Below are 26,400 nucleotides of genomic sequence, written 5' to 3'. Positions count from 1 at the left end.
TTCATGTCTTCAAAAACACTTAGAAGCGAACGTAATTACAATGCCGACAAAAGCGCTCAATAGAGGGATGAGATTATCGTTCATGATAGTTACGCTCTTCATCATATCGACAGTTAATGCTGTGACTGATGCTCAGGAAGCGCCAACGATATTTGGAGATGTCACCATTGGCTCTCAGTTTTCGCCAGACCCCATGACAGTTCGCGGGATGAGTGGTGGTTCAATACCTGGGAATCAAGTAGCTGGGAGGAGTGAAACAGCCACTGGTCCTTGTACCGGATTTGTTGATGAAACACCAGACCACACATTAGCACTAACAAGTAAATTTGACTACCTGAAGCTACAAGTGCAAAGTCCTGAAGACACCACCATGATTATCAAGGGACCCGGCGGTACTTGGTGTAATGACGATTTTGATGGCAAAAATGCTGGTATGGTTGGTGAATGGCTACCTGGAAGTTACCAAATTTGGGTTGGCTCCTACCAAAAAGGCAAGTATCTCCCTTACACTCTAAAAATTACAGAAGTTAAGTAGGGGATTGGGCATTGGTTCTTCCCCCTTATCTCCCAATACTGTTCGGTTAAGACAAGAGACGCGATGAATCGCCGTCTCTACAATAATCAGTCTTTCGTCTTGACGGCGATTTATCGTGTCTTTGTGATCTAGAATTTTCATCAAAAAACCTTAACCGAACCGTATTGCCTTATCTCCCTCATCTTTCCCTACTCCCTCATCTCCCCCACTCCCCAGTCCCCAGAATGAAGATTGAGAGCGGCTTGAACGGCACGAGAAGCATTTTGGAGAAATTATCCGTGTCTTTGTATCCTGCTGCGCTCCCTTTTCTCGTGCGATTTTGTATTAAAATTAAGTTAACTTTGATTAAGATTCTTGTTGGCATTGCCATAATGGGCTAATCGCTCTATAGCAGTGCATATAAGAGATCAAATTAAACAAAATGGATTTATAAACATCCGTTTAACAGCTTAAAGTCACATAGTGATGAACATTCTGTTGCTAGGGCTGATGAGTTGTATATGTATCTAGAGGCAAATTAAGATGAAATTCTCTTGGAAAGTCGTAGTACTCTGGACATTGCCAGCTTTGGTAATTGGCTTTTTCTTTTGGCAAGGGGCTTTTGCAGGCGCTCCTGCCGACATGAGTAAGAATACAGCCAATACCCGCATGACTTATGGCCGCTTTCTAGAATACTTAGACGGCGATCGCGTCACTAGCGTAGATTTGTACGAAGGTGGTAGGACTGCAATTATCGAAGCCCGCGATCCAGACATCGAAAATCGTGTCCAAAGGTGGCGGGTGGATTTGCCTATTAACGCTCCTGAGTTAATTAGCAAGCTCAAAGAAAAAGCTATTAGTTTTGATGCTCACCCCATGCGGAATGATGGCGCAATTTGGGGATTATTGGGCAATCTTGTGTTCCCAGTTTTATTGATTACCGGACTGTTCTTTTTGTTCCGCCGTTCTAGCAATCTCCCCGGTGGCCCAGGTCAAGCGATGAACTTCGGCAAATCTAAAGCGCGTTTCCAAATGGAGGCCAAAACCGGGGTCAAATTTGACGACGTAGCCGGGATCGAAGAAGCTAAGGAAGAATTGCAAGAAGTTGTCACCTTCCTGAAACAGCCAGAAAAATTTACGGCTGTAGGCGCACGGATTCCCAAGGGAGTGTTGTTAGTAGGACCTCCTGGAACTGGTAAAACTTTACTAGCAAAAGCGATCGCTGGCGAAGCAGGTGTACCATTCTTCAGTATTTCCGGTTCGGAATTTGTGGAAATGTTCGTTGGTGTGGGTGCATCCCGCGTCCGCGATTTGTTCAAGAAAGCCAAAGACAACGCCCCCTGTATCATCTTCATCGATGAAATCGACGCTGTAGGACGGCAACGGGGCGCTGGTATCGGTGGCGGTAACGACGAGAGAGAGCAAACCCTCAACCAATTGCTCACCGAAATGGACGGGTTTGAAGGTAACACAGGCATCATTATTATTGCTGCTACCAACCGTCCCGACGTATTAGACTCGGCATTGTTGCGTCCCGGTCGCTTTGACCGCCAAGTAACAGTCGATGCACCCGATATCAAAGGGCGTTTGGAAATCTTGCAAGTCCATGCACGGAACAAGAAACTAGACCCTAGTGTATCTTTAGATGCGATCGCTCGTCGCACTCCTGGATTCACTGGTGCTGACTTAGCCAACTTACTCAACGAAGCGGCAATTCTCACTGCTAGAAGACGCAAAGAAGCGGTCACCCTCCGCGAAATTGATGATGCAGTTGATCGCGTAGTCGCTGGGATGGAAGGTACTCCTTTGGTAGACAGCAAGAGCAAGCGCTTAATTGCCTACCACGAAATTGGACACGCCTTGGTTGGGACTTTGTTAAAAGACCATGACCCAGTACAGAAAGTCACACTCATCCCAAGAGGACAAGCACAGGGTTTAACTTGGTTTACACCCAACGAAGAACAGGGGTTAATTTCTCGTTCTCAACTCAAAGCTAGAATTACTGGTGCTTTAGGTGGTCGGGCTGCTGAAGAGGTGATTTTTGGGGCTGCGGAAGTCACAACTGGTGCAGGTGGAGACTTGCAGCAGTTGTCAGGAATGGCGCGGCAAATGGTGACTCGTTTCGGGATGTCCGACTTAGGACCACTGTCGTTAGAAAGCCAGCAGGGAGAAGTATTCTTGGGTCGTGACTGGACAACCCGATCTGAGTATTCCGAATCCATCGCTTCCCGCATTGATGGACAAGTGCGAGCGATCGTGGAAGAATGCTACGAAAATGCTAAGAAGATTATCCGTGAGCATCGGACTGTGAGCGATCGCTTAGTCGATCTGCTCATTGAAAAGGAAACCATTGACGGCGAAGAATTTCGCCAGATTGTGGCTGAGTACGCTGAAGTGCCTGAGAAGCAACAGTACGTACCTCAACTGTAATACTTGACTCAATTCTAGCTACCATCTGGAAATGAGTAAAATAACAAAAAATAAAATGAGGATGGTATACGCCATCCTCATTTTTTTGCCTAAAATTTTGGTTTTTTCAGAGCCAGTTAGCCAATTCTAGGACTTACGCAAGAAACCTCTTAAACTCCTATTCCTCCGTGTACTCTGCGTCCTCTGTGGTTCGATTTTCCGTTACCTGTGCTAAGTCCTGAATTCTCGGAAGTCCCAAAGATCATAAAGACACCACATTTATTTCTACGACATACCAAAGGCGATCGCGCAGTGTGTCTGAAAATACATTTTTTTCTAATACCATTTCTTTGTGAGGCTGCGCCAAATTTTCTCTCTTTGTGTCCAACTCTTACGAGACGCTGCGCGAATGCGGTTCGTTCCTCATGTAGTTTGGCGCATCTTCATACAGAATTGGTATTACCCATAAATAAATTTAGTTGCTCTATATCATGAGTCTGTTTCGGTTAGATGCCCAATACCCCAATCCAGATGCATCTTATGGAAGTTCCTCAAATATCAATATCCATAGGAGACTAAAGAAGGAAGAATAAAAGATATCTCATGGGTATTGAAGCAGCGAAGGCTGTAACTAGTTAAGGAGGATTTATGCGTGCAGTACTGATGGCAGGGGGTTCGGGAACGCGGCTTCGCCCATTAACTTGCGATCTGCCCAAACCGATGGTGCCAATTCTAAATCGACCAATTGCCGAACATATTATTAATCTCCTCAAACGACATCAAATTACAGAAGTGATTGCAACATTGCATTATTTACCTGACGTCTTGCGAGATTATTTTCAAGATGGCGGCGATTTTGGCGTTCAGATGACTTATGCCGTCGAAGAAGATCAGCCTTTAGGTACAGCAGGCTGTGTGAAAAACATTGCCGAACTTCTTGATGAAACTTTTTTAGTCATTAGCGGTGATAGCATAACAGATTTTGACCTCACGGCAGCGATCGCATTTCACAAACAAAAAAAGTCAAAAGCGACTTTGATTTTAACCAGGGTTCCCAACCCCATTGAGTTTGGGGTGGTGATTAGCGATGAGGAAGGACGGATTCGGCGATTTTTAGAAAAACCCTCTAGTAGTGAAATTTTTTCCGATACCGTCAACACTGGCACTTATATTCTTGAACCAGAAGTTTTGGAATATCTGCCAGTAAACACTGAATGCGACTTTTCCAAAGACTTATTCCCCTTACTACTAGCAAAAGATGCAGCCCTGTATGGTTACATCGATCAAGGTTACTGGTGTGATGTTGGTCACTTAGATGCCTACCGCGAGGCTCAGTATGACGCATTAGATCGCAAGGTACAACTGGATTTTCCCTACAAAGAAGTTTCCCATGAGTTATGGGTAGGCCAAAATACTTACATCGATCAGACGGCTGTGATCGAAACTCCAGCAGTGATTGGTGATAATTGCCGCATTGGGGCAAGAGTCCAAATTGAGGCCGGAACTGTAATTGGAGATAATGTTACTATTGGCGCTGATGCTAATCTCAAACGTCCTATAGTGTGGAATGGGGCAATAATTGGCGAGGAAGCACATCTTTCTGCCTGTGTGATTTCCCGTGGCACTCGTGTAGACCGCCGCGCCCATGTATTAGAAGCTGCTGTTGTGGGTTCGCTTTCTACGGTGGGAGAAGAAGCCCAAATTAGCCCCGGCGTGCGTGTTTGGCCTAGTAAAAAGATTGAATCAGGCGCAGTTTTAAACATTAACTTGATTTGGGGCAATATTGCCCAACGGAATTTATTTGGGCAACGTGGTGTGCAAGGATTAGCTAATATCGACATCACCCCAGAATTCGCCGTGAAATTGGGATCTGCTTACGGTTCTACCTTAAAACCTGGTTCTAAGGTAACGGTTTCCCGTGACCAGCGTAATATTTCGCGGATGGTGACGCGATCGCTCATTGCTGGTTTAATGTCAGTAGGTATTGATATTCAAAATCTCGATGCCACAGCTATTCCCATTGCCCGCACAGTTATACCTACAATGTCGGTAGTTGGTGGTATCCATGTGCGGGTACACCCCGATCGCCCCGACTACATTTTGATTGAATTCATGGATGCCAAGGGCATTAATATCTCCAAAGCCCTGGAAAAGAAAATTGAAGGGGCTTACTTTAAGGAAGATATGCGGCGGGCGCTAATTCATGAAATTGGCGATGTATCTTATCCTAGCCAAGTCATGGAGCGCTACTGCACTGCTTTTGAGAAACTTTTACATGTTCATACACTCCGCAACAGTCGGGCAAAAGTGGTGATTGACTATGTTTATGCCGTATCGGGGGCAGTTTTACCCCAAATGTTAGATAAATTTGGTGCTGATGCAGTCGTACTGAATGCCAGTGTCAATAAAACGGCGATGTCTGTAGCTGACCGCGAAGGACTGCTGACTCAGTTAGGTCATGTAGTGGAGGCATTGAAAGCTAACTTTGGTGTGCAAGTATCCGCTAACGGGGAACAGCTAATTTTAGTTGATGAATCAGGCTACCCAATTCGTGGGGAAACTTTAACAGCACTGATGGTCGATATGATTCTGACAGCTAACCCCAGAGGAACTGTAGTAGTACCAGTTCATGCTTCCAGTGCTATTGAACAAGTCGCCCGTCGCCATGATGGGAGAGTAATTCGCACCAAAGCTAACCCGACAGCTTTAATGGAGGCTTGTCAGAAAAACCCGAATGTGGTATTGGGAGGTAGTGGAGATACTGGTTTTATTTTCCCGCAACTGCATCCGGGATTTGATTCTATGTTCTGCATTGCGAAGATCATTGAAATGTTAACTATACAGGAGCGATCGCTTGCTGCGGCGCGAGCGGAATTGCCCCGTGTAATTCACAAAACTTATACAATACGCTGCCCGTGGACAGCCAAGGGTGCTTTGATGCGTTACTTAGTGGAAACTCACCCCGCCCAAAACCTAGAATTAATCGATGGAGTGAAAATTTGTCAACCCTATGATGACAGTTGGCTATTAGTTTTACCAGATGCTAGCGAACCACTGGTGCATTTGTATGCAAATAGCAACGATCGCGAATGGGTAGATGAAACTGTGAGAAACTACCGCACCCGTGTACAGGCATTTGTGGAAAGACAACAAGAATATCAACCCGCCGAAGTGTAATTTGTAATGGGCTACGCTAACGTAATTCGTAATTGAATTATTTAATTACGAATTACGTTAACGAGTCCACAACCGTCATTACAATAAATCACGAATTATACCGAGATGTTTTCAAAATTATCATTGGACATTATGACATTCGGGTAATTTTCTACCGGCGTAATTGCAATCAAAATAAATTAAAGCTTCCCCAGTATAGCGGTTCCCATTCAGATGCGGTACAACATTATATCGCTAGGTGTAGGGGCACTATTGACAAAATCTCTAAGAGATCGAATGAAACAGCCCTGCTTTTTAAGGGGGGTTGGGGGGATCTAAGACTTTGAAAACACGCCCTAGTACTTTATTTGATGCAGACAACAAGCTCAACACAGTCAAAACAGGAATTACAGCTACTTTCAGTATTTGGATTAATTTCATAAATGCACACAAAACTTACTTCCTCTAGCTTGTTTTACCGAAGTGATTTTTGAAACAAGTAATTATCTGGATGTTTTGTGAGGCGATCGTAAGGCATTTACAAGAAGTTGTTTTGTAGCCCACTCCTTATTGAGTTGGAATGAAGCGCCGCCCGCTTTTGCGGCTTTTTTCCGGAAATACTTCACAAAAGTTTACTCTAACTAAATGCAAAAATTTTTCAATAAGTCTGATAGTATATCTTCAAGCTTATTGATATTAATATGCATTAAGCTAGCGATATATCTGAGCTATTTGTAAACTTTCTCAGGAGGTAACGCTATGACAAGGATGGCTGTTCAAACACCAGAGTCAATTCCCTGGTGGGCAGGGAACGCCCGGTTAACCAACCTTTCAGGACGACTTTTGGGCGCTCACGTTGCTCATGCGGGGTTAATTGTTCTCTGGGCTGGTGTAACAACCCTGTTTGAACTTGCCCACTTCAACCCAGCCCAACCAATGTACCAACAGGGCTTGATTCTATTGCCCCATCTAGCAACCCTCGGCTGGGGTGTAGAAAATGGTGGACAAATAGTAGATACCTATCCCTACTTCGTCATTGGAGTATTGCACCTAATTAGCTCCGCCTTCTTGGGACTTGGTGGCATCTTTCATGCCCTACGAGGCCCCGCCATCTTAGAAGAGAGATTTTGCTTCTTTGGCTATCGCTGGGAAGATGCTAATAAAATGACCACTATTCTGGGTATTCACCTAGTATTGCTGGGTCTGGGAGCAGGTTTACTAGTTGCCAAAGCCATGTTATTTGGCGGTTTGTACGATTCTACGGTGGGTGAAGTGCGGATAATTTCTAGCCCCACCTGGAACTCTGCCGTTATTTTTGGCTACTTATTTGGCGGTGGTGGCAAACACTGGATTGCTGGAGTCAACAACCTAGAAGACTTGGTTGGTGGTCATATATGGGTCAGCATTCTCTGCATTGCCGGTGGTATCTGGCACATTACTACTCAACCTTTCGCCTGGGCAAAGCAGCTTTTTATCTGGTCAGGAGAAGCATACCTTTCTTACAGCTTGGGTGCTTTAGCTCTCATGGGTTTAATTGCTGCCTATTTTGTTTCTGTTAACACACTAGCTTACCCACCCGAATTTTATGGGCCAGCCCTGAGTATTGGGTTTGACCGCTTTCCTTATTTCCAGAGTGGAGATTTACTATCCTCTCGCGTTTGGCTGGCAAATGCTCACTTCTGGCTAGGTTTCTTCTTTCTTCAAGGGCATCTCTGGCACGCCTTACGCGCTGCTGGATTTGACTTCTCAAAGGGTAGAGTCATCCGTTCAACTCGTGGGGAGGCAATCTAACAATGGCAACTGCAACGATAACAACCCAGGAATCCGGTTGGTGGGCTGGCAATGCCCGATTCATTAACCTGTCGGGTAAGCTTTTGGGCGCTCATATAGCTCATGCTGGCCTGATTGTTCTTTGGGTAGGAGCAATGACTCTGTTTGAAATCACCAAATACGACCCCTCTCAACCAATGTATGAACAGGGGTTAATCTTGCTGCCCCATTTAGCAACCTTGGGATTTGGTGTTGGCGATCGCGGCCAAATTATTGATACCTATCCCTATTTTGTCATTGGTGTTTTACATCTGGTTAGTTCTGCCGTACTGGGTGCTGGTGGCATTTACCACGCCCTCTTAGGCCCGGAAATATTAAGTGAAAACACCTCTTTCCCTGGCTTCTTTGGCTACGACTGGAAAGATGAAGATAAGATGACCACTATCATCGGTATTCATCTGCTGTTGTTGGGGTTTGGGGCTTGGTTATTGGTAGCAAAGGCGGTGTTTTGGGGTGGTCTTTACGATCCGGTAGTGGCATCTGTGCGAGTGATTACTGAACCGACCATTAACCCTAGTCGCATCTTTGGCTATCTCTTCGGTGGCCACAATCGGTCTACTGTTGATTTTATCGATTTGCCTGTGGCTGTACGGTAGTGTATCGTTCCAAGGGCGCAAACCTGCCCAAGGAGAGCTACCGGAAAACATGAAAACAGCTAAGTCTTGGAGTGAGTTTAATGCTGGGTGGACAGTGGGTAGCTGTGGTGGAGCTTTGTTTGCCTTCCTGCTGTTAACCAATAGCAGTTTGTTTTTCTGAGTTGCACAAACTTGGCAAATAGGTATCCTTGCGATCGCGCATCGTCTCCCAGGGCAAGAAAATCGCAAATCATATATCAGGTGAAAATATGTCGAAAAAAATTGGTCTGTTCTACGGTACTCAAACTGGCAACACTGAATCTGATGCTGAAAAAATTCGGGATGAGTTTGGTGGTGATGTTGTAACATTACATCCCATTTACGAAGCGGATACTACCACTTTTGCTGAGTATGAATTGCTGATTATTGGCTCTCCAACTTGGGATATTGGTAAACTTCAGAGCGATTGGGAAAGCTTTTTCCCCGATTTGGATCAAATAGATTTTAAAGGTAAACTGGTTGCCTATTTTGGTGATGGAGACCAATATGGCTATGCCGATAACTTCCAGGATGCAATGGGAATTCTAGAAGAAAAAATTTCCCAGAAGGGCGGTAAAACTGTTGGCTATTGGCCAACTGAGGGATATGACTTTGAGCAATCTAGAGCTTTGAAAAATGGCAAGTTTGTCGGATTGGCACTTGATGAAGGTAGTCAATCTGATTTAACAGACGAGCGAATTAAAACTTGGGTTGCTCAGTTGAAGACAGAATTTGGTTTGTAGAAAGTCAACTTCAAGCCAGGGTGAATAAAATTCGCGGCTACACAGGCAAAGTCCGCGGAGGCGGACTAAGAGAAAATTAAAGTTTTTGAACCCACGGAGGCGGGTTTTGTTTGTGTAGACGCAGTTTCTAACCGCCGAAATTGATAATTTAGAAGTTACAGGTATTTATGTCTGATTCATTTGATGTTTTGTGGTTAAGTGCCAGTCCTGCTTTACAGCGTTTTGATAAACCATTACTTGATTATTTATCTGGGTATATAAATGTGGCCCAGTGGGAATACCAGCAAACTAAAGATGAAGCCAGTTCCATAGATAAAGCTGTGGAGTTGCTATATGACTTTTTAGAATGGTGCGATCGCCCCCTGCATTTAGCGGGACATGGGATGGGTGGTGCGATCGCCTTAACCTTTGCCCGTCGATTTCCCCACCGAGTGCGATCGCTCACTCTGCTAGCTGTAGCAGCTCAACCTGCAAACAATTGGCAAGCTCACTATTACTTTCAACGACAACTTTTTAGCATCAGCCGCGAACTAGTTTTGGCAAGCACCGTTCGCAGTCTATTTGGAAATCAACCAGCTCATACCACTAAGAAGTTAGTCGCTGCCTTAGATAAAGATTTAGAACAATCTCCATCGTCACACTCTTTGTTTAAGTTGGTTTATTTACCCAAGGGTGGAGTTTCTATGCCAATGATGGTATGTGGTAGCAAGAATGATCCCATAGTCAACTCACTTACATTGCATGACTGGTTTAATTGGCTCAAGCCAGAAGATAAGCTTTGGGAATACGCACAAGGATATCATTTCTTTCACTACTTCTATCCTCAACAGGTTGGCGAAGAGATTTTGAGTTTTTGGCAACGCCATCATCCGCATCTATTGGAAGCATCTGGACTATCTCTAAGCACTTCTACAAGTTATTCATAAAGGCAAAAAAACCCACTCTTAAAAACTAATCTTTTCTTGCGTTCGAGCGATGATATTTACTATTGTCGCTCCGCTTGCGCTGCCTATTTTTCCTCCAGTTTTAATGATTACATTTTGTAAATAGATGATCTAAATAAGAATTATTTTCAATAAAGTAAGTTTGTAATCTCAATAATTGGTAATTAGATTTAACGAGTAGAGTAGATAACAATCGGCAACGCCTGCGGTGAACTTAAGCTTTGCATCTACATACCTGGTAGTTGATTTGTTGTACTCATACGACATTTAACTGCTAAAACAAGTACCAACTAGTTGAGTATTATTAGCAACAATTACTAATCACCTGAACAATGCAGACATACGGCAATCCCAACCTCAAATTTGATTGGTGGACTGGTAACGCCCGCTTCGCCAATCTCTCTGGCTTATTTATCGGCGCTCATGTGGCACAAGCAGCGCTGACGACGCTCTGGGCTGGTGCGTTTACATGGTTTGAAATCTCTCGCTACAATCCCGAAGTACCGATGGGCGAACAGGGGTTAATTTTGCTTCCCCACTTAGCCACCTTGGGGTTTGGCGTGGGCGCAGGTGGTCAGGTAGTCGATACTTACCCTTATTTCGTTATCGGCGCTTTACACTTAATTTCTTCTGCTGTACTTGGCGCAGGGGCACTTTTCCACACCTTCAAAGCGCCAAAAAACTTAAAAGATGCCACCGGTCGCCCTCGGAAATTTCACTTTACATGGGATGACCCGAAAAAACTTGGGTTTATCTTAGGACATCACCTGATTTTCTTAGGAGTAGCTGCTTTACTCCTAGTAGGAAAAGCGATGTTCTGGGGAGGACTATACGACTCAACAATTCACGATGTTCGAGTTGTCACCGACCCCACCCTCAACCCCTTGGTTATTTATGGCTATCAAACTCACTTTGCCACAGTTAACAACTTAGAAGATTTAGTCGGTGGTCATATCTATGTAGGTTTGTTACTCATTGGCGGCGGGATTTGGCACATCCTCATAGAGCCTTTACCTTGGGCGAAAAAGCTTTTAATTTTCTCTGGTGAAGCCATCCTTTCCTACTCTTTGGGCGGTATTGCCTTAGCTGGATTTGTTGCAGCTTACTTTTGTGCGGTGAATACCTTAGCTTATCCCGTGGAATTTTATGGCTCTACCTTGGAAGTAAAACTCGGAGTTAGCCCTTATTTTGCCGACAGCATTAAGTTAGCTAACGGTGCTTACACTTCCAGAGCATGGTTAGCAAATGCCCATTTCTTCTTAGCTTTCTTCTTCTTACAAGGTCATCTGTGGCACGCCCTACGAGCAATTGGCGTTGACTTTAGCCGAATTGAAAGGGCAATAAATGCCATAGGTAGCGAATCGTAATAAGTGCTGAGTTGTGAGTGCTGAGTTCCGAGTTAATAGTTAGAAGTTACGAATTCTTCTCCCACTCCCTGTCAGGGTTTAGCAATGCTAAACCCCTACTCACTACTCACTACTCAGCACTCAGCACTTTTAAAGGTATTTAACTATGACAATTACAACTGATAGAACCTTAGCAGCAGACAAAAATTCATCGTGGTTAGTGGGTAATGCCCGTTTAATTGATTTATCTGGTCAATTATTAGGCGCTCACATTGCTCATGCAGGCTTAATTATGTTTTGGGTAGGAGCAATCACAATATCTGAAGTTACACGCTTTGTTCCTAGTATACCAATGTATGAACAGGGATTGACTTTGTTACCCCACTTAGCAACTTTGGGCTGGGGTGTAGGTGCTGGAGGTGAAGTAGTCGATACCTACCCCTATTTTGTAATTGGCATTTTGCATTTAATTGCATCTGCTGTATTGGGTGCAGGTGGACTTTTTCATGTTTTTCGCGCTCCAGTAATTTTATATAATGCTGGTGGACAGACGGCAAGATTTCACTATGAGTGGAATGACCCAAAGCAATTGGGTTTAATTTTAGGTCATCACCTAATTATTCTGGGTTTGGGAGCATTTTTGTTAGTGCTAAAGGCAACGATTTTTGGCGGAATTTATGACACTAACTTGGGAAATGTCCGCCTGATTAGCAATCCCAATTTAAACCCAGTAACAATTTTTGGTTACTTAGTTGGTCTGAAAGATGGTAGCTGGAATCCTTTAGGAATGGCAAGTGTTGATAACTTAGAAGATGTCATTGGCGGGCATATTTGGATTGGCTTTATCTTAATTGCTGGTGGTGCATGGCATATTTTTGTACAACCTTTTACCTGGATAAGACGAATTTTACCAATTGAAAATGCTGAAGAAATTCTTTCTTATAGCTTGCTGGGTTTAGCTTTAATGGCTTGGATTTCTGCCGCGTTTGTGGGATATAACACGACAGTTTTTCCGAGAGAGTTTTACGGTTCTGAACGTCTAGGATTGGCAGATATTCAGTTTTTTCTTGGTGTAGTGGCCTTCTTGGGTTACGTTTGGCACTCTTGGCGATCGTGGCATCAAGTAAAGACGCGATGAATCGGTAAAGACGCGATTCATCGCGTCTTTACAAATGGATAAATTAGGGAAAAACCTATTTAATGAAAATCAAATATTCCAGTCTAAAGAAATGAATATTCTAAATTTAATTCTTTCTCAAGAAGATTGATTTTCAATGAAATACGATCGCACTTGATGGGGTGTATTGAGGTGCGTAGCTTGCCGCCGTAGGCATCGCTACTTTACAGATGTTGATAAGCAAGATTTCTCAATGAAACCTAGAAAGAGAAGGTTGTTCGGACTGTACCAATATAGATTGTGTCATTATTACTGTTGTGTTCTGGGTTTGTAACCATAATTAGTCCCGGTGTAACTGCAATAGCGTCATTGATGGCATAGCGGTAAAACAACTCTAATTCCAGCGAGCTATTGGGATCTACGCGAGTTGCAACATTATTACTAGTCACCTTTGGCGGTAGTCCAATCGCAAACCCCCCTAAGTTTCCTTGTCCACCCAAATCGGGAAATGCTGCTGTCACCGACCAGTTCACAATGTCCGCATTGGCTCCCTGATTGTCACCTCCTTCCGCATGGGCGTATGTAAAGCCTGCCGACGCTGCCAAGGTGAATTTACGACTAACATCATAAGCCATATTTACACCATAGGAGTTAGCTGAAGTAGGACTGCCATTAAAGGGGTCGCTGGCATTGATACTGCCTGTACCAGTATCGAGCGCATTGTTCGCCTCATCATCGTCAGCACTGTAAGAATGTGTATAGGTGAGTGCAAAAGTCAAATGATCGATTGGACGTAAGGTAAGTTCAGCCAAACCCACATAAGTCCCGCCGAAAAGTCCCGAATTTGGATTATTGCTATTGCCACCAGCAGCGTATGCAGCGCTAAGTCTCACTGCCTTGCTAAACTCATAAGTGAGAGAACCACCAGCAACATCTTCCCCCCCGATAGCGAAGATGGGATTGAACTGACCAAAGAGTGAGATGGAACCATTAACATGATCGCCCAGAGGGGAAACAGCATCCACATCGTCATCCAGCATTTCATGTAGTTCATCATTTGCACCAATATGGATGGAGAGTTTGTCTCCCACCTTAAATTGATACGATAATTTAGCTAAAGTCAGTTGATTAGGGCTGTCATAATCATCTAGTGTCAATCGTCCCATGTTAGTGCCTGTGGCAACCTTCAAATTAGGCGTATTGCTAGCTTGTAACCGAGTTCTCAACAGGTCTTTACCAGTAAAACTGGTATCAAGAGTCAGCCATAGGAAATCACTGGCAATCAGATTACGACTCACCGGTGCGCCACTACCATCAGCCTGTTTGTTACCCCCAATAGCCGTTAAGGAAAAGAGGGCGTTACCATAGAGCTTCGTCGTTGTAGAAAATTGTTGCTTTTCTACAGTGGCATCGCGTACTTCCAGATCATCCACTCGACCGCGTAGGGTCGCCAGTTCTGGGGCAAAACTCTCCTGTAACTTTTGCAACAGCGCTAAGTCGTCTTTTTTTACTAGACTGTCTGTTGTAGAAGCCAGCAATTCATTTACCCGACTCAAACAAGCATTGACACCAGCTGCAAATTCATAACGGCTGAGGGCACGATTACCACGATATGTTGAGTCAGAATATCCGGTGATACATCCATAGCGTTCTACTAAAGATTGCAACGCTTGAAAAGCCCAATCAGTAGGTTTAACATCTGAAAGTTGGGATACCGAAGTCACCTGTCCTTGGTCAGTATTTTCGGCAGTATCGTTTACCAATGGTTTATCCTGTTTTGCTGGTAGCACTGACGCTGATGTTTGAGCAAAAGCAGGATGTGAAAAATACACCAGTAATGCAAAGGTTAACTGGAAAATAATTGCAATATTTTTGAACTTGTGACCCATAATCTTACTTCTTATTGTTGATGGCAGATTCAGTAACTTTCACCTCAAATATTGTTGGAAAAATTACTTAACCTCCGGCAACGATAATCTTGTAGGTCAGCGTGAAAGGTATAAATCGACCATTGTATCCAGTATTCTTTTTAGGGTATCCACTCAGTTTCAATTCGTATTCTCCCACTGTAGGGAAAGTAATTTCAGCACCGGGAATCCCTTGATAGCGATCGCCACTGACAGGTTTTAAGATTGGACTGATCAGAGGCGAAGCATTTTTCTCATGAGGAACCGCATACACTGCAAGCTGACAATTACATTGCGATAGGGGAATAATGCGCCCACTTCTGTGAGTTAAAGCAAACCAAGCAAGGGAAGGCTTTCCAGCCTGGGGATTGTCATTGGGTTCAATATGAAAGGTAGCTCCAACATCGCCTGACATCTGTACGGTATGAGCAAGTACGGGCGTAGCTATCAATGTCGAAAGGAGGAAGATGAAGGGCTTGGAAAAATATTTGAGGTCAGGCATTAATTCTCACACCATAACGCATTTTTTTATGTGTACATTTTTTGCTGAAACTGAATTTGTGTCAAAAGACAAGCTGTCGAAGTTGAGGAGCGCTGGATGGTGTACTTTAACAAATCTGGGAAGTTTAGAATTAGCGTAGGCGTAGCCCAACTAGGGTATAAATGTTCCGTTATATCATGTCCGCTTGATTACTTATTAAACCCGAAGAACCCCACCCCGCCAAAGCTACGCTTTGTCTCCCCTCCCCGCAAGCTCTTAGGGGTTGGGGGTGGGGTGCAATGACTGTGGGAATCATAACTATTTATACGGACATGATATTACCATTCGACTATGACCCGAAGATGCTGGGCAATTAAACGAATTCAGAGGTTAGTTCATGGATTTTCTCTCGGACACCGTTGCCCTATCGCGGATGCAGTTTGCACTGACGGCGATCTTTCACATGCTATGGCCTGTTCTCACCACTGGGATGGGGATTTATCTGGTCATCGTTGAAGGAATGTGGCTCAAAACACGCAATCCTGATTACTACCACCATGCTCGTTTCTGGGCAAAACTATATGTGTTGAATTTCGGCATTGGTGTAGCATCCGGCTTACCGATGGAGTTTCAATTTGGCACAAACTGGGCACCTTTTTCTGAAGCGGTAGGCGACTTTTTTGGCAGCATTTTAGGCTTTGAGGCTTCGATGGCATTCATGCTAGAAGCCGGATTTTTGGGGATTATGCTGTTTGGCTGGGAACGAGTCAACCCAGTGATTCACTATTTCGCCACGATTATGGTTGCCTTTGGCGCAAACCTATCTACCTTCTGGATTTTAGCGGCAAACTCTTGGTTACAGACCCCGGCAGGTGGGGAAATGGTGAACGGGAAGTTTGTTGTCGATGATTACTTTCAAGCAATTTTAAATCCCTTCATGCTCAACAGTGTCTCGCACATGTTTTTAGCCACGCTGGAAACTTCTCTGTTTGTGATTGGGGGAATTAGCGCCTGGTATATTCTCAACAACCGTCATGAAGCTTTCTTTGGGCGATCGCTCAAAATTGTCTTGGCAATTGCGATCGCTGTCACCCCATTACAAATCTATATCGGACACCTCAGCGCCGAGCAGGTAGCTGATTATCAGCCTACCAAGCTAGCTGCGATGGAAGCTAAGTGGGAAACCTCTCCTGCCGGTCAACCTGCGCCCTGGAGTGTGGTGGCATTACCCAATAACCAGACTGAGCAAAATGACTGGGAAATCTCAATTCCCAACGGCTTAGGCTACATTTTGGAATTTAAACAGAACCTCTCTAAACCCGTTCTCGGATTGAAACATTGGAAACCTGAAGATCGCCCCCGCATGGTGGGTTTGATTTATTACGCCTTCCGCATCATGAGCGGTATCGGCTTCTTCTTGGCTGGATTGATGGGACTCAGTGTGATTCAGTGGTTGCGGGGTAAACTCTCACCAGAGGCGATCGCCCAACAGAAATGGCTACTGCGAATCTGGATTTTGGCGGCTCCACTGGGCTACATTGCCGTGGAATCAGGCTGGATTGTGCGTTGTGTTGGGCGGCAACCCTGGGTAGTTTACGGGCAAATTCGCACCGCAGACGGAGTTTCCCACCTACCTGCTAGTGAGGTCTTAACATCTCTGCTAATTTTTGCTGTAATTTATACAGCCCTATTTATTTGTGCCTTATTCTTTGGTAGTCGGATCATTCGTCAAGGCCCCAACCTAGAGCTTCCGGTTCCAGGCATTGACACCCAAGCTGCCATAGAAACTACCCCGGCTGAATTTGTTCCAGATCAACGTCCTGTCGAAGCAGAGCAGTAACCATTCCTCTGCCTAAAGGCGAGAGGCTTTGTCCCCCTCCCAACACTACTAACAATTGCTTGTTTACTCATGTTGTTTGCGGAACTTACGGGCGCGGTTACGCTTGACCAGAGGATGTACTCACCCCCACACCCCACGACTCAATTTACATTGCTACGCGTAAGACAACTCGGTTACTGCTTAAGCTTTGGAAACGAGTCAATTTCCTGCATTTAGCAATTTCACCGTATCCTAATTTTACCAAAGCACAACTCTGTGTAATTTAAAGATTTGTGCAAAGCCGTTCTAGAAGCACTATTCTTTTCAGACCCAGGAGTCTCGATGAAACCAATTCGCAATTCGCAATTCGCAATGAAGAGTGCTGTTAGCGGTAGCGGGGCTTTAGCCAGTACTTTTTCTTCCCTAGACGCTACGCGAACACTCAGCACTATTAATAGGTAACTGTATGGAGAATCTAGAACACTTTCTAGCACAAGTTTGGTTTGTCATTTTGGCTCTGTTTTTATTTCTCTACGTTATGTTAGACGGGTTTGATCTAGGCGTAGGCATCCTATCGCTAACCAGTTCCAATGACGACCGACGCGACATCTTAATGACGAGTTTGGGTAATATTTGGGATGCCAATGAAACCTGGTTGGTGTTGATGGGGGGTGCGTTGTTTGGGGCATTTCCTCTCGCTTATGGCACCATTTTGAATGCGCTCTACATTCCCATTTTTGGGATGATCTTTGGCTTGATTTTTCGGGCTGTGGCCTTTGAGTTTCGAGAGCATTCTACAAACAAAGTGTTTTGGAATGTGGCATTTGGAATCGGTAGTTTCATGGCGGCGCTGTTTCAAGGATTTGCCTTGGGCAGCATTTTAGAAGGCATTACAGTTGATGAATCGGGTCACTTTATCGGCAGTATGTGGGACTGGCTCGATTGGCGATCGCTCTTAGTTGCCTTGACATTGATCCAGGGTTATGTATTGATTGGCTCCACCTATCTCATCTTAAAAACTGAGGGAGAACTGCAAACGTCCCATTACCGCACAGCAAAAATTGCTGCCTGGACAACGCTTTTAGGTGCAATCTTAATCACCATCGCCACCCCTGTTGTGTATGAAAATGCCAGAGCAAAGTTATTTCATCAGCCAGAAGTGTATCTATTTTCAATCATTCCCGTGCTAGGTGTGTTGCTGATTGGGTTATTGATTCAAAGCCTGAACCGCAAAGCAGAAACTACTCCCCTAGTTTGGACGGTGCTGCTTTTTCTACTTACCTTTGTGGGGTTAGGATTAGTTGTCTTTCCCTATATTATTCCCCCAGGTATCACCATTTATCAGGCCGCCGCAGCACCTAGCGCATTAGTGTTCATGATAATCTTCATTGGATTTCTGATTCCCATTATGTTGTTTTACAACATCTACAATTACATTGTGTTTCGAGGGAAAGTAGCAGGCACACATTATGGGGAATAGGTGACACAATAAAGATGCGATAAATCATCACAAAGACGCGATAAATCGCCGTCTCTTGCCTTAACCGAAGAACCAAAAGGTTTAGCACAGCTTCACAAATAAATGGTGTCTATCCAAAATTTAAAATCTAAACTTTGGTAAGTTTGTGTTTCTCTGTTGATTGATTTTAGGGAAATATCGCTAACTCACTTTCCGGGTCAAAAAAGTGAATTTTTTCTGGAGTTAGCGATAACCAAAGTTGCTCACCAGGTTGGACAAATCGGTCTGGTGGTATTCGCACTTGTAGATAATTAGCTGTAGTGGCTCTTTGAGATCCCGGTTCGACAATCTTAACAGCAAGAAAGGAATCGTTGCCGAGATTCTCCACCAAATCTACTTGCACTGGTAGGTTTTTGGTGGCAGGCATACTCAAGTTAAAATGTTCTGGGCGAATGCCTAAAATTAGAGTTTTCCGATCATATTTTTGTAAAGCTTTTCCCCAGACTTCTGGAAGGGTGAAACGTAACTGGGAATGAGTAATCAACAGAGGGGCATGAAATTCCACAGGAATAAAATTCATCGGTGGTGAACCAATGAACTCTGCTACAAAAAGGTTGGCAGGACGGTTGTAAAGTTCTAAGGGAGAAGCAAGTTGCTGGATTTTACCCTCAGACATAATCGCAATGCGATCGCCCATTGTCATGGCTTCTGTTTGGTCATGGGTAACGTAAATCGTTGTTGTCCCCAGTTGGCGCTGCAATTTGACAATTTGGGCGCGGGTTTCCGCCCGCAGTTTGGCATCTAAGTTAGAAAGCGGTTCATCCATTAAAAATACTTGGGGATCACGGGCGATCGCTCTTCCCAGTGCAACTCGTTGTCTTTGTCCCCCAGATAGCTGTTTGGGTAAGCGATTCAGCAATGTTTCGATTTGCAACAGTTGAGCGACACTACGCACCTGCTCATCTACAGCCCGTTCTTGATCAGAAATATACCGCAGTCCTTTAGGTAACTTTCTTGTCGCCCCCACAAAAAGATTTTCAGCCCACCTCCGAAGATAGGGAGTATTTTCTCCTCTGCTCTCCTGCTCCTCGGTCACTGAGCGTAGCCGAAGTGATGCTCCCCTGCTTCCCCTACGACGTAACCCAAAGGCGATGTTATCATACACCGTCATGTGAGGATAGAGGGCGTAATTTTGAAACACCATTGCGATGTCGCGTTCTTTGGGTGGTAAGTCATTAATCAAGCGATCGCCTACCCAAATATTGCCTCCAGTCATCACTTCTAACCCAGCGATTAACCGTAGTAGGGTGCTTTTACCACAACCAGAAGGGCCTACCAACACCATAAACTCGCCATCTGCGATCGTCAGATTAATCCGCCGCAAAACATTGACGCTTCCCGCACGCTCTTGTGCTGCATCAGTTTTATCCCCAGACATCAGGGGAGATTGGGTTTGTGAGGTAACATTTTCCCCTTGACGCGAGGAAAAACTTTTATAAACGTTTTCTAAAACAACTTGGGACACGATTAGTTATTGTCATTGGGGATTGGGGATTGGGCATTGGGCTAATGACCAATGACAGTTTAGCGCCAATCATAATACACGTTGTATGTAAATACGAAAATTGACATCCTCCCCACCTTACTTCGTTGAAGGTGGGGATTCCAAAGATCGCTCTTTGGGTTTCCTCTTTCTACGAGTTGATTTGCTTGAAGGAGTTTCCTCACCCAAGTATTGATCAGTCTCTCGCGACTTTCGCGGCGATACGATTCATCCATCAGTAATGGAAATTATGGAAGAATTGGGACTTAGCGATCGCTTGCTGCAACTCCCCCATGCCAAAATGCGCCAAATTAGTATTCAAACTTTTATCCAAAAGCGGTTATTTGCACCGATTCTCACCTCAAATCGCACCTTTGTACCACCTGCGTTTTTGCGCTTACCTATCTTGCGTGACCTTCCAGCAAGGTTGATCGCCTTGGGTGTTTTCCCTGTTCACGTCAAGACTTAATTTTTGCCAAGAATTTTTGATATTTCATCAACTAGTGGTACAATTATACTACTCAATGCAGAATTAAATGCTCATCCTAGTCAGGCGAAAGTGGCGAACGGTATATTTAATACTGTTCAAAGCGATCGCTTGGCTTTTATGCTAGAAATAACTAAAAACTAAAAATGGATGTAGAATATTTGTTCAAATATTATTAAAAAATGCAAACAATTAAACCTATCTAGATATTAATTGGCACTACATAGAAAAACCCCCTGTTTTTGAATCAGTACTTTTTGCAGTTAGGAGTAATTTTAATGAACAGTTGCGTTTTGATGGCGGAAATTATTAATGAACCGCAACTCCGCTATACGGCGGATAATTTGGGAGTCACGGAAATGCTGGTGCAGTTTCCCAATTCCCAGAAACCAGAAGATCCGCCAGCCACACTGAAAGTTGTTGGCTGGGGGAATTTAGCGACAGAAATTCAGCAAAACTACCACCAAGGCGATCGCGTCATCTTGGTAGGGCGTTTAAGTATGAATACTGTTCCGATGCAAGAAGGTTTTAAAGAAAAACGCGCTGAATTGACGGTGCAACAAATTCAATCTGTTGGAGGTAGTTTTAATACTGATCCATTGCCCTCAGGAACCGTAACTCCATCATTCACTGAAACGGCTCCACCACAACCATCTTCAACATCTCGTCCTCCACAGAAAGATATTCCCAATTACGAGTCACAAAGGCCAGCGCCTACCCCGGTTACAAATCCGGTTGGCGTTACTCCCCAAGGAACCAGTTACGAACCCGTACCCCAACCCACAAATTATGAGCGAACCACTTATCCAGCAGTGAAAGCGGAAGAACCAGATCCAGATGATATTCCCTTCTAAAGTTGGTAGTTGAGCCTCTGTTAAATTTGGTGACATACTCCCCGCGCCGCCCTTCGGGACGGCGTGGGGCTGCTGTCGGAAATAGCTCAAAGTATGCCTTGGCAGGCGATTATATTTGGCAATATTTTGCTTTTTGCTGAATCAGATTATTTGTAGAAGTCCGGTTCAAACTATATATTTAGACTAGGGTTGAAAAACGGAGAGGGAGGGATTCGAACCCTCGTTAAGTTTCCCTAAACAGACTTTCCAGGTCTGCGCCTTAAACCGCTCGGCCACCTCTCCAGGTGCCACAAGTTACGATTCTACTATAGAATCCCAGAAAATGCAAAGATAAAGAAAGATATTTTAGATTGAATCTGAAAGTCCTAATTCCAAAACCCAAATCCAGATGTCCCGTACATACACAATTAGAGTTCGCGATCGCGCCACTGGCAAAACATACACTCTAGAAGTGCCAGAAAACCGCTACATCCTCCACACTGGCGAAAAACAAGGGGTGGAACTACCCTTTTCCTGCCGCAACGGGGCTTGCACCGCTTGTGCTGTGAGAGTATTGTCAGGAGAAATTTACCAACCAGAGGCCATCGGCTTGTCGCCAGATTTACGACGGCAAGGTTATGCCTTGTTGTGTGTGAGTTACCCCCGTTCTGACTTGGAAGTGGAAACACAAGACGAAGATGAAGTCTACGAACTCCAGTTTGGACGCTATTTTGCTAGGGGGAGAATTAAAGCGGGTTTACCCTTAGATGAGGAATAAATTTAAAATCACCGAATTTCAGATGCCTGTACATTTTGGTGACTGGTTGCGAAAAATAGCTATTTTGGCTTGCTTATTGCTCTTGGTGAGTTGCCAAGGTAAAAACCAGCTGCCAAGCAATGAGGCTGAGGTGAAAGTAGCGCGGGTAGTTAGTGGGCAAAGTTTGGAAGTGTTAGGCATGGCTGAACAACCAAATTTGATTTCCCAAGTGCGGTTAGTGGGTATTGATGCACCAGATTTGCGACAGCGCCCTTGGGGGGAAGCAGCAAAAGAACAGTTAGAGAATCTAATTGGTGGTGCAGAACAGTTGGTAACGCTGGAGTTTGATTTAGAAGCAAAAGACAAAATCGGGCGAACTCTAGCTTATGTGTGGAAAAATAAGGTGTTGTTGAATGAAGAATTAGTCAAACAAGGGAATGCAATGTTTGTTGGGCGATCACCTAACCACAAATATGATCAGCGTTTAGAACGTGCCCAACAATGGGCTAGACTCATGGGGCAAGGAATCTGGAACCCAGAAAAATCTATGCGCCTCACTCCCGCCGAGTTTCGCCGCCAAAATCTTTAAGGAGTTAGGAGTGGGGAGTTGGGAGTCATAACAAGTGCCCAATACTTCTCTACGAGAGGCTGCGCCAACGACTTCGCTCAGTACAAGTGCCCCATGCCCCATGCCCCATGCCCCATGCCCAATGCCCAATAAGTAATGACTAATCTACAAATTTTTCTAGATATTGCGACAGAAGCGGCCTTAGCTGCTGGTGCTATTTTGCAAGGTTACTTGGGTAAACTAGAAGACGCAATTATTGAAAAAGGACGCCCTGGGGATTTAGTCACTGCTGCTGATAAAGCCTCAGAAAAGTTGATTTTAGACATTTTGCGTCGCCACTTTCCCCAGCACTCTATCCTTGCTGAAGAATCAGGAAAATTAGGTAATCAAGAGAATGAATATCTCTGGGCAATAGATCCTCTAGATGGCACAACCAACTATGCTCATCAATACCCATTTTTTGCCGTTTCCATCGGGCTATTAATTAATGGCGTTCCGCAAGTTGGTGTAATTTATGACCCCTTTCACAATGAGCTATTCCGGGCTGCTGCTGGCTTAGGAGCAACGCGTAACCGTCAGCCCATCAAGGTTTCAGTAACATCTCAACTTAGTAAAAGCCTACTAGTGACAGGATTTGCCTACGATCGCCGCGAAACCTCTGATAACAACTATGCTGAATTTAGCCACCTCACCCATCTTACCCAAGGAGTCAGACGTAGCGGTTCCGCATCGCTAGATTTGGCTTATGTTGCCTGTGGACGTGTCGATGGTTACTGGGAACGAGGGCTTTCTCCTTGGGATATTGCCGCCGGGATAATTTTGGTACAAGAAGCTGGGGGCAAAATCACCACTTATGATGGCACTGCCGTCAAAATTGAATTAGGTAGAATTCTTGCCACAAATGGTTATATTCACGACTCCCTCAGTAACGAACTTTTACAAACTCCGCCACTGTCAGCTTGGGTGTAGCAGGTGGCGGCTTTCCCCCTAACTTTGGGTAAACTAAGAGGAATGTAACTGCTCCTTTGGTGCAAAACCTCTATATGTCTTTTAAAATAGATCGCGGACTATTTAAATATGATTTCATAGATCATCACGCCGTATTGTGCGTTCCAGTTGATGCGGATGTCAAAGAGATTCGTAAACGCTATCTCCAAATTGCCCGTCGCTTACACCCGGATAGTAGTTTTACTGAAAGTGATGCCCAAAAACAGCTAGGAAACGAATTCTTATCAAAGCTGGTTAACCCAGCTTACGAAAAACTTGTTGGCGATCGCACTCGCACTGAATATATTCTAATTTTGTCGCAAATTGGCAAGCGTTTGGTACAAGAGTCTACCTCGGTAACTCTCAACACCGACTTGGCTAGGCAGTTAGTTGAGGCAGCTAATGTCGATCATTTCTATAAAAGTGCGATCGCTAAACTCGCCCAAACCCAATATGATTCTTTAGAGCATGTACTGCAAGTCATTGCCCAAGTTAGTGAGTTAAATTTAGTCTATTTAATGCGGACTGCGGGTAAATCATCCGCAGCGTCACCGCCACCTGCTCAACCCAAAGTCCAATCAGATATACCTCAGCCAAATACACCAAAAAATCCACCAGCACCAGCACCAGCAAAAGAAGGCTTGGTTGTAGAACAGTATGTTCGTCGCGCTCAATCTTTGATTGACAAAAACCAATTTGCCCCAGCCAAAGTAGAGTTGCAAGAGGCGCTAAAGCTAGAACCGAAAAATAGTCGCTGTCATAGCTTAATTGCAATGGTGTATTTGAAGCAAAATCAGCTAAAAATGGCAAAAATCCACTTTGACAATGCTCTAAAATTAGACCCCAATGATGAAACGGCATTGCAATGGAAACCGAAAATAGATAAGGCTTTAGGACAACAAACTAGCGATCATAAGGTGACATCATCCCCCAATAATGGAGATAAGCAACCAGAGAAATCTGGTAGTGGTTTGTTCGGTGGTTTGTTTGGTGGGAAGAAAAAATAATGGTGTATCAACCAGCTGCGGGAGCCAGGGATTTATTACCCCTGGATGTGGAGAAAAAACGCTGGATTGAAGATCGGTTACAGCAAGTGTTTCACCGTTGGGGATATCACAGGATTATCACCTCGACTTTAGAGCGTATGGATACCCTGATGGCGGGAGAAGCAATTCAGCGTCAGATGGTGATTCAACTACAACAAAATGGCGAAGATGATGAATTAGGGCTACGTCCAGAATTAACAGCATCTATTGCTCGTACTGTTGTGACTCGGATGGCCGGTGGTACTTATCCGCAACGGTTGTATTACAACGCCAATGTGTTTCGCCGCACTTGGGAAAGTAGACACAATCGCCAACAGGAGTTTTATCAAGCTGGGGTAGAGTTATTAGGTGCTGGCGGATTGCTGGCAAATGCCGAAGTACTGCTGTTAGTAGCAGATTGTCTGGCAGCATTGGGTTTGCAAGGATGGCATTTAATTTTAGGTGAGGCGGGAATTACGCGATCGCTCCTGAGTGCCTTTCCTGCTAATTTACAAGATCAAGTTCGCAGTGCGATCGCTCATCTCGATCGGATTACTATAGATAGTTTACCCCTGAGTGACAAACTACGCGATCGCGCCCGAATCATCATGGATTTGCGCGGGACAAGTGCAGATGTGTTGCAAAAAGTTAGTAGTTTGGATTTAGACAAAGAACAGCGAGAGGCAGTAAATAACCTCAAATCCCTAGTAGAATTACTAGAATCGGAGAAACAATTTCCTTTAACCCTCGACCTTAGCCTGATCCAGACTATAGACTACTACACAGGTATTGTCTTTGAGCTTGTCAACCATACCGAATCCCAAGCCAGAGTTTTAGGGCGCGGTGGTCGCTATGACCAGCTTTTGGGGCTATATCATCCTCAAGGAGAAAACATCCCCGGAATTGGTTTTGGACTCAATATCGAAGATTTATACCAGGTTCTGCTGTGTACTCAGCAATTACCACAGGCGACTCCAGCCAGTGACTGGTTGGTAGCACCAGAGAATGCCAATGCTAACGCCTTTGCCTTTGCCTACGCGCAAAAACTCAGAGATTCTACTGATTTGCTGCGGGTAGAAATTGATTTAGGGGGAAGGGATGCAGAGGCTATCCGACAATATGCACGCGATCGCAGCATAGCCCAAATTGCTTGGATCAAAGCTGATGGCTCCGCAAAAATTGAACCATTGCGTTAATTAGTGGGCATGGGGCACTTTTACTGAGCGTACCCCTCCGGGGATCTTGCTACGCGTAGCGTCTCGTAGAGAAGTCGAACTATTGGGCATTGGGCACTTGTACCCAGCGTTGTCGTTGGCGCAGCCTAAGAAGAGAAGTATTGGGCATCCCTTCGGCTCCGCTCAGGGCAAGTGGGCATTGGGTATTGGTTATTAATTCATCTCCCTCCCTTATCTCCCCTGCTCCCCTGCTCCCCACTCCCCACTACCTTGCTAGGCTAGAAAGAGCCGATACAGAAAAGAGGGAATCGAGAACATGCCGCATACAATTGTTACAGAAGTCTGTCAAGGTGTCGCTGACTGCGTAGATGCCTGTCCAGTAGCTTGTATTCATGATGGTCCAGGAAAAAATACCAAGGGGACTGATTGGTACTGGATTGACTTTGCCACCTGCATCGACTGTGGCATCTGTCTCCAAGTTTGCCCAGTAGAAGGGGCAATTCTTCCAGAAGAACGACCGGAGTTGCAAAAAACCCCACAATAGTCCATAGTCAACAGTCAATAGTCAATAGTTATGTTTGACTTGACTGTTGACCAATGACCAATGACCAATGACCAATGACCAATGACCAATGACCAATGACCAATGACCAATGACCAATGACCAATGACCAATGACCAATGAC

The 26,400-nt window shown here is 44.7% G+C and carries 23 protein-coding genes, 1 tRNA gene and 2 pseudogenes; 21 read left to right on the top strand and 5 right to left on the bottom strand.

Features of this window, described 5'->3' with window-relative positions; translation table 11 throughout:
- Positions 1-40 precede the first annotated feature (40 nt).
- The gene (locus V7K97_RS13445) at positions 41-535 is read left to right on the top strand and encodes a hypothetical protein (RefSeq protein ID WP_334801539.1); all 495 of its coding nucleotides are present in this window, start codon (positions 41-43) and stop codon (positions 533-535) included.
- Here V7K97_RS13445 and V7K97_RS13440 read toward each other — a convergent pair.
- Entirely contained in the window at positions 512-676 is a 165-nt protein-coding gene (locus V7K97_RS13440; protein WP_334801538.1) for a hypothetical protein, read from the bottom strand. The genes V7K97_RS13445 and V7K97_RS13440 overlap by 24 nt on opposite strands.
- 381 nt (positions 677-1,057) lie before the next feature.
- Between V7K97_RS13440 and ftsH2 the strand changes: the two genes are divergently transcribed.
- The 9 genes and pseudogenes from ftsH2 to V7K97_RS13395 all read left to right on the top strand — a co-directional run bounded on the left by ftsH2 (position 1,058) and on the right by V7K97_RS13395 (position 12,694).
- Entirely contained in the window at positions 1,058-2,944 is a 1,887-nt protein-coding gene (ftsH2, locus tag V7K97_RS13435; protein ID WP_334801537.1) for an ATP-dependent zinc metalloprotease FtsH2, read from the top strand.
- 627 nt (positions 2,945-3,571) lie between these two features.
- Positions 3,572-6,100 (top strand): mannose-1-phosphate guanyltransferase, encoded by a 2,529-nt coding sequence (locus V7K97_RS13430; protein ID WP_334801536.1) that lies wholly within the window; start codon positions 3,572-3,574, stop codon positions 6,098-6,100.
- A gap of 747 nt (positions 6,101-6,847) precedes the next feature.
- Positions 6,848-7,870 (top strand): chlorophyll a/b binding light-harvesting protein, encoded by a 1,023-nt coding sequence (locus V7K97_RS13425; protein ID WP_334801608.1) that lies wholly within the window; start codon positions 6,848-6,850, stop codon positions 7,868-7,870.
- Positions 7,871-7,872: 2 nt separating this feature from the next.
- Positions 7,873-8,451 (top strand): annotated as a pseudogene (locus tag V7K97_RS13420) (chlorophyll a/b binding light-harvesting protein); the annotation flags it as partial.
- Complete coding sequence (locus V7K97_RS13415; protein WP_334801535.1) at positions 8,450-8,665, top strand: photosystem I reaction center subunit XI; 216 nt, start codon at positions 8,450-8,452, stop codon at positions 8,663-8,665. The pseudogene V7K97_RS13420 and the gene V7K97_RS13415, both read left to right, overlap by 2 nt.
- 88 nt (positions 8,666-8,753) lie before the next feature.
- Entirely contained in the window at positions 8,754-9,266 is a 513-nt protein-coding gene (fldA, locus tag V7K97_RS13410) for a flavodoxin FldA (protein ID WP_334801534.1), read from the top strand.
- 167 nt (positions 9,267-9,433) lie between these two features.
- Positions 9,434-10,192: an alpha/beta fold hydrolase gene (locus tag V7K97_RS13405; protein WP_334801533.1), complete on the top strand. Its 759-nt coding sequence runs from the start codon at positions 9,434-9,436 to the stop codon at positions 10,190-10,192.
- A 350-nt stretch (positions 10,193-10,542) separates the two neighbouring features.
- Positions 10,543-11,577 (top strand): chlorophyll a/b binding light-harvesting protein, encoded by a 1,035-nt coding sequence (locus V7K97_RS13400; protein ID WP_334801532.1) that lies wholly within the window; start codon positions 10,543-10,545, stop codon positions 11,575-11,577.
- Positions 11,578-11,722: 145 nt separating this feature from the next.
- Entirely contained in the window at positions 11,723-12,694 is a 972-nt protein-coding gene (locus V7K97_RS13395) for a chlorophyll a/b binding light-harvesting protein (RefSeq protein WP_334801531.1), read from the top strand.
- Positions 12,695-12,933: 239 nt separating this feature from the next.
- On the opposite strand, the gene V7K97_RS13390 is transcribed toward V7K97_RS13395, so the two are convergent.
- Together V7K97_RS13390 and V7K97_RS13385 are read right to left on the bottom strand one after the other, a co-directional pair.
- Positions 12,934-14,562 (bottom strand): iron uptake porin, encoded by a 1,629-nt coding sequence (locus V7K97_RS13390; protein WP_334801530.1) that lies wholly within the window; start codon positions 14,560-14,562, stop codon positions 12,934-12,936.
- Between the two features lie 67 nt (positions 14,563-14,629).
- Entirely contained in the window at positions 14,630-15,082 is a 453-nt protein-coding gene (locus V7K97_RS13385; protein WP_334801529.1) for a hypothetical protein, read from the bottom strand.
- A gap of 376 nt (positions 15,083-15,458) precedes the next feature.
- On the opposite strand from V7K97_RS13385, the gene V7K97_RS13380 reads away from it, so the two are divergent.
- Positions 15,459-16,901 (top strand): cytochrome ubiquinol oxidase subunit I, encoded by a 1,443-nt coding sequence (locus V7K97_RS13380; protein WP_334801528.1) that lies wholly within the window; start codon positions 15,459-15,461, stop codon positions 16,899-16,901.
- 445 nt (positions 16,902-17,346) lie between these two features.
- Positions 17,347-18,360, top strand: coding sequence for a cytochrome d ubiquinol oxidase subunit II (gene cydB, locus V7K97_RS13375; protein WP_334801527.1), 1,014 nt, complete (start codon positions 17,347-17,349; stop codon positions 18,358-18,360).
- Positions 18,361-18,526: 166 nt separating this feature from the next.
- Here the strand turns inward: cydB and V7K97_RS13370 are convergent, their stop codons facing one another.
- A complete protein-coding gene (locus V7K97_RS13370) occupies positions 18,527-19,864 on the bottom strand; it encodes an ABC transporter ATP-binding protein (protein ID WP_334801526.1) in 1,338 nt (445 codons plus the stop codon).
- Between the two features lie 223 nt (positions 19,865-20,087).
- On the opposite strand from V7K97_RS13370, the pseudogene V7K97_RS32025 reads away from it, so the two are divergent.
- The 3 genes and pseudogenes from V7K97_RS32025 to V7K97_RS13355 form a co-directional block, all read left to right on the top strand.
- A pseudogene (locus V7K97_RS32025) lies at positions 20,088-20,207 on the top strand (FAD-dependent oxidoreductase); the annotation flags it as partial.
- A 147-nt stretch (positions 20,208-20,354) separates the two neighbouring features.
- Positions 20,355-20,513 carry a hypothetical protein gene (locus V7K97_RS13360; RefSeq protein WP_334801525.1) on the top strand — a complete coding sequence of 53 codons (159 nt, stop codon included), beginning with the start codon at positions 20,355-20,357 and terminating at the stop codon, positions 20,511-20,513.
- Positions 20,514-20,647: 134 nt separating this feature from the next.
- A complete protein-coding gene (locus V7K97_RS13355; RefSeq protein WP_334801524.1) occupies positions 20,648-21,223 on the top strand; it encodes a single-stranded DNA-binding protein in 576 nt (191 codons plus the stop codon).
- A gap of 197 nt (positions 21,224-21,420) precedes the next feature.
- On the opposite strand, the gene V7K97_RS13350 is transcribed toward V7K97_RS13355, so the two are convergent.
- Positions 21,421-21,505: transfer RNA gene (locus V7K97_RS13350), tRNA-Ser, on the bottom strand.
- A 106-nt stretch (positions 21,506-21,611) separates the two neighbouring features.
- Between V7K97_RS13350 and V7K97_RS13345 the strand changes: the two genes are divergently transcribed.
- The 6 genes from V7K97_RS13345 (at position 21,612) to V7K97_RS13320 (ending at position 26,258) form a co-directional block, all read left to right on the top strand.
- Entirely contained in the window at positions 21,612-21,980 is a 369-nt protein-coding gene (locus tag V7K97_RS13345) for a 2Fe-2S iron-sulfur cluster-binding protein (protein WP_334801523.1), read from the top strand.
- A complete protein-coding gene (locus V7K97_RS13340; RefSeq protein WP_334801522.1) occupies positions 21,970-22,548 on the top strand; it encodes a thermonuclease family protein in 579 nt (192 codons plus the stop codon). The genes V7K97_RS13345 and V7K97_RS13340 overlap by 11 nt, the downstream gene beginning before the upstream one ends.
- A 135-nt stretch (positions 22,549-22,683) precedes the next feature.
- Positions 22,684-23,496 (top strand): inositol monophosphatase family protein, encoded by an 813-nt coding sequence (locus tag V7K97_RS13335; RefSeq protein WP_334801521.1) that lies wholly within the window; start codon positions 22,684-22,686, stop codon positions 23,494-23,496.
- 74 nt (positions 23,497-23,570) lie between these two features.
- Positions 23,571-24,521 (top strand): J domain-containing protein, encoded by a 951-nt coding sequence (locus V7K97_RS13330; RefSeq protein WP_334801520.1) that lies wholly within the window; start codon positions 23,571-23,573, stop codon positions 24,519-24,521.
- A complete protein-coding gene (locus tag V7K97_RS13325; RefSeq protein ID WP_334801519.1) occupies positions 24,521-25,735 on the top strand; it encodes an ATP phosphoribosyltransferase regulatory subunit in 1,215 nt (404 codons plus the stop codon). Before V7K97_RS13330 ends, V7K97_RS13325 begins: the two co-directional genes overlap by 1 nt.
- 295 nt (positions 25,736-26,030) lie before the next feature.
- Positions 26,031-26,258: an indolepyruvate ferredoxin oxidoreductase subunit alpha gene (locus V7K97_RS13320; RefSeq protein ID WP_334801518.1), complete on the top strand. Its 228-nt coding sequence runs from the start codon at positions 26,031-26,033 to the stop codon at positions 26,256-26,258.
- Positions 26,259-26,400 lie beyond the last annotated feature (142 nt).

It is taken from the genome of Nostoc sp., from assembly GCF_036917815.1.
GTDB lineage: Bacteria > Cyanobacteriota > Cyanobacteriia > Cyanobacteriales > Nostocaceae > Nostoc.
Note: the sequence above shows the minus strand (reverse complement) of the source record. Positions and strands in the feature narration are given on the sequence as shown.

What these genes read in the sequence shown, in the direction of transcription:
- V7K97_RS13395 (WP_334801531.1), top strand. Translation starts at nt 11,723, where the DNA reads ATGACAATTACAACTGATAGAACCTTAGCAGCAGACAAAAATTCATCG.
- V7K97_RS13330 (WP_334801520.1), top strand. Translation starts at nt 23,571, where the DNA reads ATGTCTTTTAAAATAGATCGCGGACTATTTAAATATGATTTCATAGAT.
- ftsH2 (WP_334801537.1), top strand. Translation starts at nt 1,058, where the DNA reads ATGAAATTCTCTTGGAAAGTCGTAGTACTCTGGACATTGCCAGCTTTG.
- cydB (WP_334801527.1), top strand. Translation starts at nt 17,347, where the DNA reads ATGGAGAATCTAGAACACTTTCTAGCACAAGTTTGGTTTGTCATTTTG.
- V7K97_RS13380 (WP_334801528.1), top strand. Translation starts at nt 15,459, where the DNA reads ATGGATTTTCTCTCGGACACCGTTGCCCTATCGCGGATGCAGTTTGCA.
- V7K97_RS13400 (WP_334801532.1), top strand. Translation starts at nt 10,543, where the DNA reads ATGCAGACATACGGCAATCCCAACCTCAAATTTGATTGGTGGACTGGT.
- V7K97_RS13335 (WP_334801521.1), top strand. Translation starts at nt 22,684, where the DNA reads ATGACTAATCTACAAATTTTTCTAGATATTGCGACAGAAGCGGCCTTA.
- V7K97_RS13325 (WP_334801519.1), top strand. Translation starts at nt 24,521, where the DNA reads ATGGTGTATCAACCAGCTGCGGGAGCCAGGGATTTATTACCCCTGGAT.
- V7K97_RS13340 (WP_334801522.1), top strand. Translation starts at nt 21,970, where the DNA reads ATGAGGAATAAATTTAAAATCACCGAATTTCAGATGCCTGTACATTTT.
- V7K97_RS13445 (WP_334801539.1), top strand. Translation starts at nt 41, where the DNA reads ATGCCGACAAAAGCGCTCAATAGAGGGATGAGATTATCGTTCATGATA.
- V7K97_RS13405 (WP_334801533.1), top strand. Translation starts at nt 9,434, where the DNA reads ATGTCTGATTCATTTGATGTTTTGTGGTTAAGTGCCAGTCCTGCTTTA.
- V7K97_RS13345 (WP_334801523.1), top strand. Translation starts at nt 21,612, where the DNA reads ATGTCCCGTACATACACAATTAGAGTTCGCGATCGCGCCACTGGCAAA.
- V7K97_RS13355 (WP_334801524.1), top strand. Translation starts at nt 20,648, where the DNA reads ATGAACAGTTGCGTTTTGATGGCGGAAATTATTAATGAACCGCAACTC.
- V7K97_RS13385 (WP_334801529.1), bottom strand. Translation starts at nt 15,082, where the DNA reads ATGCCTGACCTCAAATATTTTTCCAAGCCCTTCATCTTCCTCCTTTCG.
- V7K97_RS13390 (WP_334801530.1), bottom strand. Translation starts at nt 14,562, where the DNA reads ATGGGTCACAAGTTCAAAAATATTGCAATTATTTTCCAGTTAACCTTT.
- V7K97_RS13320 (WP_334801518.1), top strand. Translation starts at nt 26,031, where the DNA reads ATGCCGCATACAATTGTTACAGAAGTCTGTCAAGGTGTCGCTGACTGC.
- V7K97_RS13430 (WP_334801536.1), top strand. Translation starts at nt 3,572, where the DNA reads ATGCGTGCAGTACTGATGGCAGGGGGTTCGGGAACGCGGCTTCGCCCA.
- V7K97_RS13425 (WP_334801608.1), top strand. Translation starts at nt 6,848, where the DNA reads ATGGCTGTTCAAACACCAGAGTCAATTCCCTGGTGGGCAGGGAACGCC.
- V7K97_RS13440 (WP_334801538.1), bottom strand. Translation starts at nt 676, where the DNA reads ATGAAAATTCTAGATCACAAAGACACGATAAATCGCCGTCAAGACGAA.
- fldA (WP_334801534.1), top strand. Translation starts at nt 8,754, where the DNA reads ATGTCGAAAAAAATTGGTCTGTTCTACGGTACTCAAACTGGCAACACT.